Consider the following 14,231-nt stretch of genomic DNA (forward strand, 5'->3'; position numbering starts at 1 on the left):
GGCCGGAGGGCCGGCCTCCCACCGGGGGCAGGGTTCGACCCGTCGTAGGAGGCCAGCCTCTGGCCGATCCGGCGCTCCGCCAAGCTTCCCTCCCGAGTCCGCGACCCGTCACGTCCGTCCGTTGCCACACCCCTCATTGTGGAAGTTGGGCAACGAAACCTTCGCCTGACCCACGGCTCGAACGTATATGGACATCCCGCTGCTGATCATCGGCCTGCTGCTGCTCGCCACCCTGGCCGCCTTCTTCGCCGGCGTGCTGCCATATCCCGTCGGCTGGATCATCCTCGGCATCGCGTTCATCGGCCGGCTGCTTTATCTGCGGACCCGCGGCGGAAACTGATACGTTGGTCCCATCGAATTCACCACACGGTTAACGACACGGAGAAGCGACATGAACGGTCTGGAAGGCAAGGTCATCGCCATCACCGGCGGCGCCGGGGGCATCGGCGAGAGCACGGCGCGCAAGCTGTATGAACAGGGCGCCAGCCTGGTCATCACCGACCGCGAGGCGGGCCCGGTGGAAGACATCGCCCGCTCGCTCGGCGAGCGCGCGGTGGGCCTGGCTGTCGACGTGACCCGGCGCGAGGACAACGAACGCATGGTCGCCACCGCCCTGGATCGCTTCGGCCGCCTTGATGGCGTGTTCCTCAACGCCGGGATCGAGGGCGAGATCGGCCCGTTCGACAGCCGCACCGATGCCGCCTGGGACAAGGTCTTCGCCGTCAACGTGCAGGGCGTGCGCCTGGGCGCGGAAGCGGCCCTGCCGGCACTGCGCCGGGGCAACGGCGGCAGCATCGTCATCACCTCCAGCGTGGCCGGGCTGCGCGGTGCCGCCGGTCTTTCGCCGTACGTATCCAGCAAGCACGCGGTGGTGGGCATGATGAAATGCCTGGCCGCCGAACTCGGGCCGGAAAACATCCGCGTCAACACGCTCAACCCGGGTCCGGTCGCCAACCGCATGATGGAATCCATCGAGGAACAGGCGAACCCCGGCCACGCCGACGAGGTGCACCAGTCCTTCGAGGCGCGCATCCCGCTGGGTCGCTACGTCAACAACGAGGAATGCGCCGGCATGGCCGCGTTCCTGCTGTCCGACGCCGCATCCGGTTGCACCGGCAACACCTACGTCGTCGACGGCGGCCTCTGCGCGCAGTAGCCCGGGGCCCTACCCCGTCGCGCGCATGCCCCCGCCTCCGCCACCACCCGGTGGCGGGGTCCAGACGTTGCGAAAGGCCTGGTGGGTGTTCTTCGGCAGGCCGCGCGAGAAGCGCAGCTGAACGCCTCCGTCCGTGCGTACCGCATGGATCCGCCCGCGCTGGATGCGGTACTGACGTGCCACGTCCTCGCAGCCGCGCAGGAACGCCCTCGGCGGCTTGCCGCGCCGCGCACGGGCGGTGCCGTCACGCAGCTCCACCGTAAACACCAGCCGTGCGTGCCACAGCATCAGCGCGATGCCCAGGGCCAGCACACCAAACATGAAGAGTAACGTGAGCAGCATAGTGGATTGCACGACAGGACAAGGGAAACACTGATCACGTGCGGCTCCGCGGGCGAACAATCGAGCGTCATGTTGACTTCACGGGCCATGGAGTCGCTGGTCAGGGGGCTCCGATATACCCTGCCAGAACCAGCTCCAGCAACACCAGACGGGCCCGAAACGTACGCTCCGGCCAGACAATGGTCAGAGCCGCCAGCAGCCGGGCCGGTTACAGGCTGCGCACGATCCGCTCACTCCCGGATCGCAGCGATGCCACGACCTGATGCGTCTGCTCGGGGTCTTTCGGGCGGGCCACCACGGCCCAGCCGCCGTGCTCCAGCGTACGGCCGACCACCTCGATGACATGCCCCTGGTCCAGCCGGATCGCCAGCGCTGCACCCGCCATGAGGCCGAGCAACGCGCCCACACCGATACCCGGATCGGCGAGCATGCCGGGGGCTCCACCACTCCCCGCCAGGAACGCGAACAGCACGCCGCCCGTCAGCATGCCGAGTCCACCCATCATGACATGGGCCCTGATCGACGTCCGACGGAGACCCCGGGCCTCGGGCGCAATGGCATGGTTGAGAATAGCGCGCCGCTCCGTCTCGCCGTTGGGCGGCCCCAGCACCGTGATCTGCGAGGCCGTCAGGGTGGAACCGTCCAGCAACGTTCGCGCCGCCTCTTCTGCGCCTGCGCACGAACCGAACAGACCCGCGACCTTCGTTACCGAGCGTTCTCCGAAGAACAGGCTCTTCAGGGTGAACATGGTGGTCTCCTGCCAGCCTGCGGCCAGCGGCAAGATGAGTGGTTGCGGCCGGCATGCTGTCCGTCAATGCCTGACCACACTCCCTCATCCTTGACACCCGCCGACCGGAACTCTGTTCGGAAGCGCACATTGATGCCCGACAGCAGCGCTTCGATGACTGCCCCGCAGGGCCTGTGCGGGATTTCAGTGCCAATCAGGAAGGGGGTGCAGTCTGTTTCGGAATCAATCACCTGCGGTGGCCGATTCCGGCGGCACATCCATGCGCCGCCCGGAAACGCCGGTAAATCAGTGTTTACTTGAATGATCAGAATTTCCGCTTCAGGGGTCTGTTTGCGCCCGATTCAACGTCTATCTTCGGAGAGATTCCGGAGATTATCGTGGTCCGACTCCGTTATTTCCTGTTGTTTCAATGGTTGTTACGGCTGGCAAGGCGGCAGGCTTCTCGCCGGGGGAAGGGGCAAACCGGCCATTCGATTGCTACAGGGAGAACTGGCATGTCAGCAAGACAACAAGTCACGGAACTGCTGCGCAGCGCTGACGTCGAGGTCGGCGGCGAGCGGCCCCGGGATATTCAGGTCCACGACGAGCGGCTGTATCAGAGGATTCTGGCCGAGGGGTCGCTTGGCGCCGGCGAGGCCTATATGGACGGCTGGTGGGACGTCGAGCGGCTCGACGAGCTGTTCTTCCGGACCCTCCGGGCGCGCCTGGAGCGCAAGCTGCGCAGCCCGGCGGTGCTCGGCCGGGTGCTGCTGAGCCGGCTCGCCAATGAGCAGAGCCGAAGGCGTTCGCGGCGGGTCGCGGAGCAGCACTACGACCTTTCGAACCGGCTCTACGAGGCGATGCTCGGACCGACCATGCAGTACACCTGCGCCTATTACGGCCCCGACGGGGCCAACGCGACGCTGGACGCGGCACAGCGCGCGAAACTGGAGCTCATCGCGCGCAAGCTGCATCTGGAGCCGGGCATGCGTGTGCTCGAGCTGGGCGGCGGGTTCGGCGAACTGGCCCGGTTTCTGGCTGCCGAGCACGGATGCGAGGTGGACAGCTACAACATCAGCCGCCAGCAGGTGGAGTACGCGAGGGGACTCTGCGAGGGGCTGCCGGTCGATGTCCGGCAGCAGGACTACCGCGAGGCGGCCAGGGAATCCCGGCAATACGATCGTGTGGTGAGCATCGGCCTGATGGAGCACGTCGGCCCGCAGAACTTTCGCGCCTTCTTCGAACTCGCGCGCGCCCGCCTGAAGCCGGGCGGCCTGATGCTGCTGCACACCATCGGGGGCAACGTAAGCCGCAGGAGTACCGACCGCTGGATCGCCAAATACATCTTCCCCGGTGGCGTGATTCCGTCCGAGGCGCAGCTCACCCGGGCCAAGGAGGATCTGTTCGTGCTCGAGGACTGGCACAACTTCGGCCCGGACTACGACCGTACCCTGATGGCCTGGGATGCCAATTTCGTCGCTGCCTGGCCGGCGCTGAACCAAAGCGAAGGGCTGGACGAGCGCTTCTACCGGATGTGGCGCTATTACCTGTTAAGTTGTGCCGGCGCCTTCCGGGCGCGGAAACTGAATCTCTGGCAGCTCGTGCTCAGCCACGGCGATCTGCCGCGTTACGAGCCGGTCCGATGAGCAGCGCCGCCCGGGAAGCCCACCGCGATCGGGTGGAGGCGATGGCTGCGGCGCTGGCCGGGTCCGACGGGCCGGTGCGCCTCAGAAAGTCCACCAGCAACCTGTTCAGGCCGCGAGAGGAAGCCCGCCGCACGGAGATCGACGTGGCTTCGCTGAACCACGTGATCGAGATCGACGCCGAGGCCTGCATGGCCGAGGTCGAGGGCATGACGACCTATGCCGACGTGGTCGACGCCACCCTGCCGTACGGCCTGGCACCGGCCATCGTGCCGGAACTCAGGAGCATCACGGTCGGCGGCGCGACCACCGGGGTCGGCATCGAGTCGGGGGCGTTCCGTTACGGCCTGGTGCACGACACGGTGGAAGAGCTCGACGTCATGGTGGCCGACGGGCGCGTGTTGACCTGCTCGCGCGAGCAGCGCCCGGAACTGTTCTACGGCTTTCCGAACTCCTACGGCAGCCTCGGTTACGCCACGCGGGTCCGGCTGCGGCTGATCCGGGTGCAGCCTTATATCCGGCTGGAGCACACCCGCTTCCACGATCCCGAGGAACTGTTCGCGGCGATCGCCGAGGAATGCGCGCACCCGACCTGCGCGTTCCTCGATGGCGTCTACTTCGCCCCCGGCGATTTCGTGCTCACCCGCGCGCATTGCGTGGAATCGCCGCCGGCGGACACCGAGGCCAGCGACTACACCTGGATGCGCCAGTACTGGCAGAGCCTGCGCGAGCGGCGCGAGGACTATCTGAGCATCCACGACTACCTCTGGCGCTGGGACACCGACTGGTTCTGGTGCAGCCGGAATGTCGGCGCCCACCTCAAGCCGGTGCGGCTCCTTCTCGGGCGCAAGCGCCTGTCGAGCGTGACCTACCAGAAGATCATGCGCGCCAGCCGCCGCTGGCCGCTGAGCCTGCTCCACGCCGTGCGCCCGCGCAGCGAGGCAGTGATCCAGGACGTCGACATCCCGATCGGCAACGCCGCGGCGTTTCTGGCCGATTTCGAGGCCGAGATCGGCATCCGCCCGGTGTGGATCTGCCCGTTTGTCGTGCCCGAGGCCGGGTTCTCGTTGTTCCAGCTGCGTCCCGATACGGCGTACATCAACTTTGGCTTCTGGGACATCGTCCGCTCCAGCGAGCCCGACGGCTATTACAACACCCGGGTCGAGGAACTGGTCGCGAAACATGGCGGCAAGAAGAGCCTGTACTCGCGCAGCACCTACGACGAAGCCACCTTCTGGCAGAACTACGACCGCGAGGCCTACGAGGCCCTCAAGCGCGAGTACGATCCCGAAGGGCGCTTTCCCGGACTCTATGAAAAGGCGGTGAAACGGGGCTGAGGCCGGTGTGGCCTCCAGGCGAAACTGCCCTTCGACCCCCGTTCTGTTGCGCGTCGGAAAATCGGGGATGCCCGGACGATCGCCACGATGTTCACCACGATGGCCGCGAACAGCTCGTACACGTTGTGGCGTGGCGCCCGGGCGCAGATGGGTGTTCTTGGGAAGCCCCCGGGCCCTCGTGCGCCTGGAGGCTGCGCCACACCGTGCGCTAGAACTCGATGTCGTAGCGCAGCTCCTCGTCCGGCTGACGCAGGAAGTTGCCCTGCACCAGGTCGACCTGCGACTGCCACAGCAGGGCCAGGCCGTCTACGTCCTCGACATAAGCCGCTATGGTGCGCGCGCCGCTGTCACGGGCCGTATTCAATAGCGTCTCCAGGCGTGTGAGCTTGTCGGCGGCATCGTGCAGCCCGTGGGTCAGGGGGCGGGCCACCTTTACATAGTCCGGTCGCAGGCTGCGCAGGAGCTGGGCCGGTTGCTCGCTGGAAAGCCCGAAGTGCTCGACGGCAATCCCGACCTGTAGATCACGCAGTGCCTCGGTCATTCGTTCGGCCTGTTCCGGCTCCGCCACAATGTCTTCCTCTGCCAGTTGCAGTACCAGTGCCCGAGCCGGGAGGCCGGCATGCGCAAGGGTGCGACCAAGCCAGGCGGGCAGTTCCTGGTCGCGCAGCGACCCGCGCGAGAGTTTTACGAAGAACACCGAGTCCGGATGGGTGCGCAGCCGGGCGCCCAGGATGTCCACCGCGTTCGCCAGCACCCAGCGATCCAGCGCCCTGTCGAGGTCCACGTATCCGGCCATGTTCACGAACGGGCCGGGTAGCTGGGTGTGGCCTTCCGGATCGCGAATCCGAAGCAGGACTTCGTAGCGCTCGGCATTGTCGGAGCCGGCGATATTGGCGATAGGCTGATATACAAGGAACAAGCGTTGTTCCTGAATCGCCCCGGTAATCACCTCGCGCCAGTCCTCCTGTGCATTACCGCACTCCGGTGTGTTCAGCGTCGGGTCCAGCTGGATGCGATTACCGCCTTACCGAGGCTGCAGCCTCCCTACTGTAGGAGGCGAGCCCTCTCGCCGATCGGACGTATCCAGCGCCCCATAGCCCAGCAGGCTGGGCTCCTACGTATTTAGAAATAGTCGTCCTCGCGCTGATGCCGGAACGCCAGCAGGGTGACCGTCTCGGCATCGTCGATCTCGAACAGGGCGACACAACCCGAGCGGCCAAACGGGATCAGGAGTTCGCGGATGCGGGGGTGTGAGGCGTCGGGCATGCGGCAGCTCAGCGGAAAGCGCTCCAGGAGCGACACCGCCTCGCCGATCGCGGCTCGGGCATGCGCCGCGGCCGGCGGGTCGCGCTCCGCGAGGAAAGCGACAAGCCGCAGGAGATCTTCGCGTGCCTGCCCCGTGAAGCGGACCGAGTAACTCATCCTTGAGACTCCAGCGGGTCGGCTACTGCTTGCTTAACAGACGGTCGAGATCATCGAGCACCGACTGGACCGAGTAGTATTCATCCGTTTCCCGGGCACTGCGCGCGGATTCCAGACCGCGCGCCAGGAACTCCGGCCGGGCCTGTCGCCGGTCAATCTCGTGCCGAACGGCATCCTCGATAAAGGCCGACAGCGTTTCTCCCTCGCCAAGGGCCTGCTCCACCTGATGCCGAAAACCATCGCTGACCCGCAGGGCCGGTAACGTCGTGTTTTTCATGCCGCGTCTCCAAAAAGACCTTCATGGAGTGTATCGCAAATGCAATACAGCGCCCATCAGTGGGCCCGTCCGCACCGCTCGACGCCGTCTGATCCGGCTAATGGGCCACGGGTAACCACTCTGGCCTGTCTCCGTCATTGCGAGGCCTCGCAGAGGCCGCGGAAATCGGCCGTCGCTCGGTACCGCTCGTGGCCCTTGTGACCGACCGCAATGATCGACGATCCGGGGGTGCTGGCCTATACTTATGGCAAACATTGCCAACCCGAGACGCGGAGGCCTCCATGGCCACAATGAACATTTCGCTACCCGATCCCATGAAATCCTGGGTAGAAGAACAGGCGCAATCCGGCCAGTACAGCAACAGTAGTGATTACGTGCGAGACCTGATCCGCCGCGACCGGGAGCGCGCGCTGAAGATCGCGCACCTGCAGGCGCTCACCACGGAAGGCCTGGAAAGCGGTCGTGGCGAGCGAACGATGGAAGAGCTGAAGTTAGCCTCCAGGAACGACCCCGAAGACTAACAGCATGCGATATGCCCTGACCTGCAAGGCGGAAGACGACGTCATCGAGATCTTCCGCAGTAGCGTCGAGCAATTCGGCCTGCAACAGGCAGAGCGCTACCACAGCCTGCTGGCTGCAACCTTCGAGTTTCTGGCGGAAAACCCTCGTGCAGCGCGTGAGCGTAAGGAAATCTCGCCACCCGTTCGGGTTCATCCCGTCGGCGCACACATCGTGCTGTACCAGATCGAAGATGATGAGATCCTGATCATCCGTATTCGCCACGCGCACGAGGACTGGGAGGGAAACGAGTCGTAGGCAATGCGGGGGGACAAGGTCAGATGCCGGAGCCCGCGCAGGATCCTGCTTGCAAGCTCCTTCTGGGCTTTCGGTGTTCTGAATGGGCGATCATCCCGGGAACCGCGCAGCGGTGATCCGAGATCGTGCAGCCGGGTTACTCGTAGTGGCTCCATAAACGGATCACCTTGACCACTCTCGCGTCCTCGAGCACCTGGTACACCAGCCGGTGCTGAATATTGATGCGCCGCGAGTACGCGCCGGAGAGATCACCCACCAGCTTCTCGAAAGGTGGGGGCTTTCGATACGGATCTTCCGCGATCAGCGTCAGCAGTTCGTGTGCCTTCGGTTTCAGGCCGCTGGCAGCCAGCTTCTTCGCATCTTTTTGAGCCTTCCGGGTGTAGACCAACTTCCATGTCACCAATCCAGCTCCTCGTGGCATTCATCCGCCGGGGTATCCATGCCCTCGCGGATCGACTCGCGCATACCCGGCACCGATAGCAGGTACAGGGTCTCCTGAATCGCCGACCAGTCCGACTCGGATAGTAAGACGGCGTTGTTCCGCTTGCCGGTGATGACAATCGGTTCATGAGACTCCGCCGTTTCGTCGATCAGCCGGTAGAGGTTGCTGCGCGCCTCTGTAACCGTAATTCCCGTCATGGCGCACCTCGCAAGTGTGTGGGCTTAGATCAAGAGTACGCCTTGGCGTACGTTCCGTAAACCGTACGGGTACCCCGTCACTGCCAGACACCGCAGAAACTGCGACAACGGGTCGGATCGTTCCAGGAATTATCCTTTCGCCCAGCCTGGAAGGTCATCCCGGAAACCGCGCAGCGGTTATCCGGGATCTCGAGCGCCGGGCCAGGAGCGGACACCAGAGATCCCCGCTCTACGCTTCGCTCCGGCCGGGAAGACGGTCTGCCGCCAGGGAGAAGATGGGTGTCCTCTTTCTCCTTTGGCAGAGAAAATAAATCTGTCCCCGTTTTTCCCAGGCCCGGATCCGCGCGATGCTCCAGGACGTCGCCCGCACACAAAGCAAACAGCAGGAAGACCCCGTCGCCGAACTGCGCGAACGCCTCGCCAGCATCAACCGACAGATCGACCGCCTGGTCGACCTCGCCATCGCCGCCGACGACCCAGCCCCATACCACCGCAAAACGCAGACACTCGAAGGCGAGCGCAGGCAGGTAGCCAACACCATCGCAGAACACGAAAGGGAACAGGCGCAGCAGGCCGCCGCGCGCCAAATGACCGAAGCCCAGCTGCAGCAGCTCCTGGACGGAGTGCTGTCACGGCTGGAAGGCCAAGACTTGAAGCATGCAATACGGGAAATGGTCGACCGGGTCGAGCTTGACCCGGTCTCCCTGGAGTGCCAGATCCGCTACGTCATCGCAGCCGACCGGCTAAATGTGGCGTCCCCACGGGGCGCGAGGGGTTGCCGGTGGAGCGGGCGATCCGGCTGGGTTGCTAGCCGCGCTGCCAGGGACTAACCTCGGAGGTGCGCGGGTACTCCCTTATTCGCGTGTGATGAAAGCGGCCCCGATCAGCCACAACTGGTCGGGGTTTTTGGTGGGCATAAAAAAGCCCCGGACTGGCCGGGGCTTCCTGCTACTGGGTGAGCTGCAGCGTTATCGGCAGTCCGCCGGGCGGTAGTTATTAGGCACGTCGCCTCCGGTGCAGTCCCACTCGATTCCGCCGCCACCGGTCGCATCCGATCCGACGAACGTAATGGTTTGGTTCGCGGAATCGAGCCCACCAAACTCCTTGTAAGTGATCGTGATGGTGTTGCCGTCGATCACAATGCCACTGACAAGATCAGTTTCCGGGGAAGTGTAGCCGGCCTCATCGTTATCACTAGGCCAATTGCCCTGGGTCATGTAGTGCTCACTAGAAGCGGTGCGGGCCGAAGACGCCAGCGTCACACCTTCCGAGATTTGCGCACGGGTGGTGTAGTCCTGGTAGGCCGGCAGCGCAATGGCGGCCAGGATGCCGATGATCGCGACGACGATCATCAGTTCGATGAGGGTGAAGCCCTGTTGGGCGGCTTTCTTGTGCATGGTGGTTCCCCTTGTGTTCAAGTTGGGCGTCCTTGCGGAGCGCACTGGTGGCTATGCAGGTGGCGTGCCAAATAACCGGATTGGCTCTGTGGCGCCGTGGCACAGTGTGAACTGTAACCCAGCGCCGGAGCATGGCACAGGTTGGGCGATCAACGGCACGGGTTCACCTGTGCCGATCATTGCAGTTGGCACAGGTTGGACCTGTGCCGATCATTGCAGTTGGCACAGGTTGGACCTGTGCCACAGATCACGGCGGCGGTGTTGTAGGCTTGAGTGACAGCGAGCGGAGAGAGCGGGCATGCACTGGGTGAAACTGGGAACGGGGATGGCGGTGACGGGGCTGGCAAAGCGGACGGTTTGGCGGCGCGTGGCCGGGCGCCCGGAGTGGAAGCGCAACGTGGACGAACCGCTGCAGCGGGCGCAGGTGGCGCTGGAGGCGCTGCGCGATGACCTGTTGCTGCGCGTAGAGGGCGAAGACGATCTGGCGATGATCGTCCGCGCCGACCAGGGGGACGCAGATGCGATGACCGACCTGGCGCTGATGCTGCGCGTGGCCGGAGAAGATGCGGCCGCCCTGCCCTGGCTGCAGAAGGCGGCGGATGCCGGGCACCCGGATGCGATGCACTGGGTTGGGCGTGCGCTGGTCGCGGGTGACGGCATGCCGCCCGACCAGGCCCGTGGGCTGGAATGGCTCCAGCGCAGCGCCGATGCCGGGCATGCGATCTCGCGGCAGCAGGTGGATGCGCTGGGGCTCTGACTACACCGTGATGCTGTCGGTGGGTAGTTGCGGGGCTTCGCCTTCGAGGCGGCCGGCGCGGAGGTAGACGGTGTCGCCAGTGGTGGCTTGGCCGCGGACGCGCTGGGTGCCGCCGCCGACGAGTTCGACGGTGACGGTGTTGTCGGTGTGGACGGCGACGACTTCGCCGATCAGGAGTGGGTCGTAGGGCATGAGGCGCTGGAAGCGGGCCCAGGTGTTGTCGGGGTTGGCGCCGAAGCCGAGGGTTTGCCGGGCCTTGACGGTGCCGTTTTCGCGGCGGGCTTCGATCGACACGCTGTTGAGGGTGGCGCGTTCGGAGTCGCTGCCCAGGTTGACCTGCACCAGGTCCGCGAGGGATGGCAGCGGGAAGTCGCCGCCCAGGGGTAGCGTGATGGTGCGGATGGTGGGCTGGCGATGTTCGTCCGCGAGGATGCGGCCACCCAGCAGGCGGGCACCGTCGACGTGCGTGATCAGGTCGCTGGATCGGGTGCTGGCCAGGCGGTCGGCTGCGGAGCCGGTGCGGGAGACCTGCACCAGGCGGCCGCCGGTGTCGCCGCCGTGGACGTACACGGCGTTGGCCTGGGTGGTGATGGGCTGCTGTCGGCCGAGGCGCAGGATGGCGGCATCCGGGATGGTGAGGTCCGGCGTGGCGTCGCTGTACTGCCACGGCAGCACCGGGTAACGCGGCCGGAAGCGCAGGGTGCGTGCGGCACGGTCCGGGATGACGACCATGCCGACCTCGGTCGCGGCCTGGTGGATGATGGACAGCGGGGTGTCTTCGCCCCAGCTCCAGGCGCCTTCGGGCAGCATCCAGTCGGCCAGATCGGCATCCCAGGTGATGGACCAGTTCTGATCTACCGGCAGCAGGGCCTCGAACGCCTGCTGCACGTTGGTGGGTGCCGTGATCTGGCCGGAGACGGGCTGCAGGTAGGGGCTGGTGAGTGTCGCGGTCAGCCCCCTGCCCTGCACGTTCACGCCGCGCTGGGCGAATTCCCGGGTCTCGGTCCACTCTTCCACGAGCACGTGCCAGGTGTAGCCGTTGATCTCCACGACCAGGGTGACCGGCTCGCCCTCGCTGTCGGGCTGGACGGCCGCGACGGCATCCGGCCCCAGCAGCGTGGCGGAAAAGCTCCAGGTGTGCGCAGCGGTATCGAGGCCCAGGGCCAGGCGGGCGGCGTCGATCTCGAGGCCGTCGTCGAGCCGGGTCACATGGATGTCGTTGATCATGGTGTACACCTTGAGGGTCGGGATCTGCAGTGCCGGCTGTGGGGGCGTCTCGCCCGGGCACAGCAGGTGCAGGTGGACGGCATCGCCGGGCTGTTCCTGCCACGGCCGATCCATGACCATCGCGACGGCATCGCCCGCCGGGGGCTGATAGCAGGGGTCCGGCGTTGGATCTGGGTCGTCCGGGTCGGGCTCCGGGCGGATGAAGAACGTAATGCCCCAGACGCCGTTCCACGGCAGGCGCGTGAGGGTGCGTTTGTGTGGGGGCTGGTAGTGCAGCGCCTCCAGCAGGCGGGCCAGCGGGTGGGTACTGCCCCACTGGGCCTCGGTATGCGTGCGCTTCGGCGGCGGCTCGCTGTGCGGCGTGTCCGTATGCGGGGTGCGCGGTGTGAGCGTGTCCAGCCACGGCGCCTCCGTATACTCCCGGCGCGGGGGTACGTCGCCCCAGGCGCTCTGCGTGGCGCGCGGGCGCTCTCGCAAAGCCTGGGGCCAGGGTGCGGCGGTTTCGCGGGGGCGCTCGGGTAGCCGGCCCCACACGCTGGCCGTGCTGACGCGGATCGGGTCGCCTGCCTGGTACTGCGCGTCCGTGTGGCGCGGGAACGGCGGCGGCATGATCCAGCCGGGGGCTGCGTGCGGGCGCGGGCGCTTGGCGTGGCGGCCGCTGTAGCGCAGGCCGACGACGGGCGCGGGCCCGCGGAACGGGGCCGGGTAGTCCGGGCCCGGCTCCGGCGCATCGCCCAGCGGTAGCCCGCCGAGGCACGGCATCAGGCGGATCGCGTCCCCGGGCTGGGGGCCGCCGCCGTAGCCCTCGCGCAGAACCAGCGCGGCGGGGTCCCTATCGGTCAACGTAGTTGTCACCTGATCCAAGCCCAGAGGTGACGACGTATGAAGCAGTATTCCGAGGAGCGCAAGGAGGCGGTGCTGCGCAAGCTCGCCCCGCCGATGAACCTGACGGTGCCCGAGGTGGCGGAGGCCGAAGGGATCTCCACGGCGAGTTTGTACAATTGGCGGAAACAGGCTCGCGAGCGAGGTGAGGTTTTGCCATCACGTGGATCGGCTCCAGAGCAGTGGAGCAGCAAGGACAAGTTCCGGGTGGTTGTGGAGACCGCGCCGATGAACGAGGCGGAGTTGAGCGCCTATTGCCGGGAACGCGGTCTCTATCCCGAGCAGGTCGAGGCCTGGCGTTCGAGCTGCATGAACGCCAACGCCCGGACGAGCGAGGAGGAGCAGCGCACCCGCCAGGCGCGCAAGGCCGAGCGCAAGCGGATCAAGAAGCTCGAACGCGAGCTCCAGCGCAAGGACAAGGCTCTGGCGGAGACGGCGGCCTTGCTGACGCTGTCAAAAAAAGCCGAGGCGATCTGGGGCCACAACGACGAGGACGACTGACCCGCCTCCCAGATCGCCAGCATACCGTGGCGCTGGTCGACGATGCCCAACGCGAAGGGGCCCGGCTGGCCAAGGCCTGCGAGGTACTCGGCGTGAGCGTGCGCACCTACCATCGCTGGAAGGCGCCCGGAAGCGTGCGTGCCGACCAGCGTCCCGACGCCCTGCGGCCGACGCCTCGCAACAAGCTCTCGGAACAGGAGCGTACCGACATCGTGAACCTGTGCAATCAGTCGTCCTATCGCAGCCGCCCGCCGGCGTACATCGTGGCCGACCAGGCCGATCAGGGGCGCTATCTGGCTTCGGAGTCGACGTTCTACCGCGTGCTGCGAGACCACGGCCAGCTCCATCATCGTGGGCGCCAGAAGGCCCCCGAGAGCTCGCGGCCGCCGACGACTCACGCCGCCGATGCGCCGAACCGGCTGTGGAGCTGGGACATCTCGTGGCTCCCCGGTCCAGCCTGCGGGACCTGGTGGTATCTCTACCTCATCGTCGATGTGTTCAGCCGCAAGATCGTGGGCCACGAGGTCTACGAGGCCGAGACCGGCGCGCTCGCCTGTGAGCTAATCGAGAAGGCCTACTGGCGCGAGCACCTGGCGAGCAAGGACAAGCCGCTGATCCTGCACTCTGACAACGGAAGCCCCATGAAGGCCGCGACGTTCCTGCAGAAGCTCTATGACCTCGGGATCACGCCGTCCCGCAGCCGCCCCAGGGTGAGCAACGACAACGCCTACTCCGAGTCGCTGTTCCGGACCCTGAAATACCGCCCGGGCTTCCCGGTCAACGGCTTCGCGACCATCAACGACGCCCGCGAGTGGATGCACCGGTTCGTGGGCTGGTACAACCACGAACACCGCCACAGCGCGCTCCACTACGTGACACCGGCCCAACGACACTCGGGCGAAGCGAGCCACGTCCTCGCCCGCCGGCGGGCCACCTATGAGCGCGCCCGTCAGGCACGCCCCGAACGCTGGGCCGGTAACGTCCGGGACTTCGGGCTACCCGAGCAGGTCCATCTGAACCCCGACCAAGCAGCAAGTGGTTAAAGAAACCATGCATCCCGTTCAGGTGACATCTACCTTGACAGATACCGTGCTCGAGACCGCGCCAA

General features: G+C 65.9%; 17 protein-coding genes and 1 pseudogene. 9 read left to right on the top strand and 9 right to left on the bottom strand.

Annotated elements, in window-relative coordinates:
* Window positions 1–187 precede the first annotated feature (187 nt).
* Window positions 188–340, top strand: coding sequence for a hypothetical protein (locus B1A74_RS14340; RefSeq protein ID WP_167769413.1), 153 nt, complete (start codon window positions 188–190; stop codon window positions 338–340).
* Window positions 341–391: 51 nt separating this feature from the next.
* Window positions 392–1,156: an SDR family NAD(P)-dependent oxidoreductase gene (locus B1A74_RS09500; protein ID WP_077244489.1), complete on the top strand. Its 765-nt coding sequence runs from the start codon at window positions 392–394 to the stop codon at window positions 1,154–1,156.
* Window positions 1,157–1,165: 9 nt separating this feature from the next.
* Here B1A74_RS09500 and B1A74_RS09505 read toward each other — a convergent pair whose 3' ends face one another.
* Window positions 1,166–1,498 carry a DUF3634 family protein gene (locus tag B1A74_RS09505; protein ID WP_077244490.1) on the bottom strand — a complete coding sequence of 111 codons (333 nt, stop codon included), beginning with the start codon at window positions 1,496–1,498 and terminating at the stop codon, window positions 1,166–1,168.
* 208 nt (window positions 1,499–1,706) lie between these two features.
* Entirely contained in the window at window positions 1,707–2,246 is a 540-nt protein-coding gene (locus tag B1A74_RS14500; RefSeq protein ID WP_018947904.1) for a hypothetical protein, read from the bottom strand.
* A 494-nt stretch (window positions 2,247–2,740) separates the two neighbouring features.
* On the opposite strand from B1A74_RS14500, the gene cfa reads away from it, so the two are divergent.
* On the top strand, window positions 2,741–3,871 hold the full coding sequence (cfa, locus tag B1A74_RS09515) for a cyclopropane fatty acyl phospholipid synthase (RefSeq protein ID WP_077244491.1): 1,131 nt from the start codon (window positions 2,741–2,743) through the stop codon (window positions 3,869–3,871).
* Window positions 3,868–5,205, top strand: a complete 1,338-nt coding sequence (locus B1A74_RS09520; protein ID WP_077244492.1) for an FAD-binding oxidoreductase — start codon at window positions 3,868–3,870, stop codon at window positions 5,203–5,205. Before cfa ends, B1A74_RS09520 begins: the two co-directional genes overlap by 4 nt.
* A gap of 208 nt (window positions 5,206–5,413) precedes the next feature.
* Here B1A74_RS09520 and B1A74_RS09525 read toward each other — a convergent pair.
* The 3 genes and pseudogenes from B1A74_RS09525 to B1A74_RS09535 form a co-directional block, all read right to left on the bottom strand.
* Window positions 5,414–6,229 (bottom strand): annotated as a pseudogene (locus B1A74_RS09525) (EAL domain-containing protein); the annotation flags it as partial.
* A 98-nt stretch (window positions 6,230–6,327) separates the two neighbouring features.
* The gene (locus B1A74_RS09530; RefSeq protein ID WP_024329844.1) at window positions 6,328–6,627 is read right to left on the bottom strand and encodes a type II toxin-antitoxin system RelE/ParE family toxin; all 300 of its coding nucleotides are present in this window, start codon (window positions 6,625–6,627) and stop codon (window positions 6,328–6,330) included.
* Window positions 6,628–6,649: 22 nt separating this feature from the next.
* Window positions 6,650–6,904 carry a YlcI/YnfO family protein gene (locus B1A74_RS09535; protein WP_077244493.1) on the bottom strand — a complete coding sequence of 85 codons (255 nt, stop codon included), beginning with the start codon at window positions 6,902–6,904 and terminating at the stop codon, window positions 6,650–6,652.
* A gap of 281 nt (window positions 6,905–7,185) precedes the next feature.
* On the opposite strand from B1A74_RS09535, the gene B1A74_RS09540 reads away from it, so the two are divergent.
* Both B1A74_RS09540 and B1A74_RS09545 read left to right on the top strand, forming a co-directional pair.
* Window positions 7,186–7,425 carry a type II toxin-antitoxin system ParD family antitoxin gene (locus B1A74_RS09540; RefSeq protein ID WP_029681321.1) on the top strand — a complete coding sequence of 80 codons (240 nt, stop codon included), beginning with the start codon at window positions 7,186–7,188 and terminating at the stop codon, window positions 7,423–7,425.
* Window positions 7,426–7,429: 4 nt separating this feature from the next.
* Window positions 7,430–7,720 carry a type II toxin-antitoxin system RelE/ParE family toxin gene (locus B1A74_RS09545; RefSeq protein WP_024329847.1) on the top strand — a complete coding sequence of 97 codons (291 nt, stop codon included), beginning with the start codon at window positions 7,430–7,432 and terminating at the stop codon, window positions 7,718–7,720.
* A gap of 136 nt (window positions 7,721–7,856) precedes the next feature.
* Here the strand turns inward: B1A74_RS09545 and B1A74_RS09550 are convergent, their stop codons facing one another.
* Entirely contained in the window at window positions 7,857–8,120 is a 264-nt protein-coding gene (locus B1A74_RS09550; protein WP_024329848.1) for a Txe/YoeB family addiction module toxin, read from the bottom strand.
* Entirely contained in the window at window positions 8,117–8,359 is a 243-nt protein-coding gene (locus B1A74_RS09555; protein WP_024329849.1) for a type II toxin-antitoxin system Phd/YefM family antitoxin, read from the bottom strand. Before B1A74_RS09555 ends, B1A74_RS09550 begins: the two co-directional genes overlap by 4 nt.
* Window positions 8,360–8,706: 347 nt before the next feature.
* Between B1A74_RS09555 and B1A74_RS14245 the strand changes: the two genes are divergently transcribed.
* Window positions 8,707–9,189: a hypothetical protein gene (locus B1A74_RS14245; RefSeq protein WP_077244494.1), complete on the top strand. Its 483-nt coding sequence runs from the start codon at window positions 8,707–8,709 to the stop codon at window positions 9,187–9,189.
* 138 nt (window positions 9,190–9,327) lie between these two features.
* On the opposite strand, the gene B1A74_RS09565 is transcribed toward B1A74_RS14245, so the two are convergent.
* Entirely contained in the window at window positions 9,328–9,756 is a 429-nt protein-coding gene (locus B1A74_RS09565) for a pilin (protein WP_077244495.1), read from the bottom strand.
* Between the two features lie 298 nt (window positions 9,757–10,054).
* Between B1A74_RS09565 and B1A74_RS09570 the strand changes: the two genes are divergently transcribed.
* Window positions 10,055–10,513, top strand: coding sequence for a tetratricopeptide repeat protein (locus B1A74_RS09570; RefSeq protein ID WP_077244496.1), 459 nt, complete (start codon window positions 10,055–10,057; stop codon window positions 10,511–10,513).
* Here the strand turns inward: B1A74_RS09570 and B1A74_RS14395 are convergent, their stop codons facing one another.
* Window positions 10,514–12,583, bottom strand: a complete 2,070-nt coding sequence (locus B1A74_RS14395; RefSeq protein WP_244269203.1) for a hypothetical protein — start codon at window positions 12,581–12,583, stop codon at window positions 10,514–10,516.
* Window positions 12,584–12,622: 39 nt separating this feature from the next.
* Here B1A74_RS14395 and B1A74_RS09585 point away from each other — a divergent pair.
* A protein-coding gene (locus tag B1A74_RS09585; protein ID WP_483028313.1) for an IS3 family transposase occupies window positions 12,623–14,166 on the top strand; the annotation gives its coding sequence in 2 pieces (ribosomal slippage) (window positions 12,623–13,091 and window positions 13,091–14,166; 1,545 coding nt in all).
* Window positions 14,167–14,231: the final 65 nt, after the last annotated feature.

Origin of the sequence: Thioalkalivibrio halophilus (genome assembly GCF_001995255.1) — a bacterium.
Lineage (GTDB): Bacteria > Pseudomonadota > Gammaproteobacteria > Ectothiorhodospirales > Ectothiorhodospiraceae > Thioalkalivibrio > Thioalkalivibrio halophilus.

Bases quoted from the DNA above. Each gene is read 5' to 3' on its own strand.
- B1A74_RS14340 (WP_167769413.1), top strand. From the start codon at position 188: ATGGACATCCCGCTGCTGATCATCGGCCTGCTGCTGCTCGCCACCCTG.
- B1A74_RS09500 (WP_077244489.1), top strand. From the start codon at position 392: ATGAACGGTCTGGAAGGCAAGGTCATCGCCATCACCGGCGGCGCCGGG.
- B1A74_RS09505 (WP_077244490.1), bottom strand. From the start codon at position 1,498: ATGCTGCTCACGTTACTCTTCATGTTTGGTGTGCTGGCCCTGGGCATC.
- B1A74_RS14500 (WP_018947904.1), bottom strand. From the start codon at position 2,246: ATGTTCACCCTGAAGAGCCTGTTCTTCGGAGAACGCTCGGTAACGAAG.
- cfa (WP_077244491.1), top strand. From the start codon at position 2,741: ATGTCAGCAAGACAACAAGTCACGGAACTGCTGCGCAGCGCTGACGTC.
- B1A74_RS09520 (WP_077244492.1), top strand. From the start codon at position 3,868: ATGAGCAGCGCCGCCCGGGAAGCCCACCGCGATCGGGTGGAGGCGATG.
- B1A74_RS09530 (WP_024329844.1), bottom strand. From the start codon at position 6,627: ATGAGTTACTCGGTCCGCTTCACGGGGCAGGCACGCGAAGATCTCCTG.
- B1A74_RS09535 (WP_077244493.1), bottom strand. From the start codon at position 6,904: ATGAAAAACACGACGTTACCGGCCCTGCGGGTCAGCGATGGTTTTCGG.
- B1A74_RS09540 (WP_029681321.1), top strand. From the start codon at position 7,186: ATGGCCACAATGAACATTTCGCTACCCGATCCCATGAAATCCTGGGTA.
- B1A74_RS09545 (WP_024329847.1), top strand. From the start codon at position 7,430: ATGCGATATGCCCTGACCTGCAAGGCGGAAGACGACGTCATCGAGATC.
- B1A74_RS09555 (WP_024329849.1), bottom strand. From the start codon at position 8,359: ATGACGGGAATTACGGTTACAGAGGCGCGCAGCAACCTCTACCGGCTG.
- B1A74_RS14245 (WP_077244494.1), top strand. From the start codon at position 8,707: ATGCTCCAGGACGTCGCCCGCACACAAAGCAAACAGCAGGAAGACCCC.
- B1A74_RS09565 (WP_077244495.1), bottom strand. From the start codon at position 9,756: ATGCACAAGAAAGCCGCCCAACAGGGCTTCACCCTCATCGAACTGATG.
- B1A74_RS09570 (WP_077244496.1), top strand. From the start codon at position 10,055: ATGCACTGGGTGAAACTGGGAACGGGGATGGCGGTGACGGGGCTGGCA.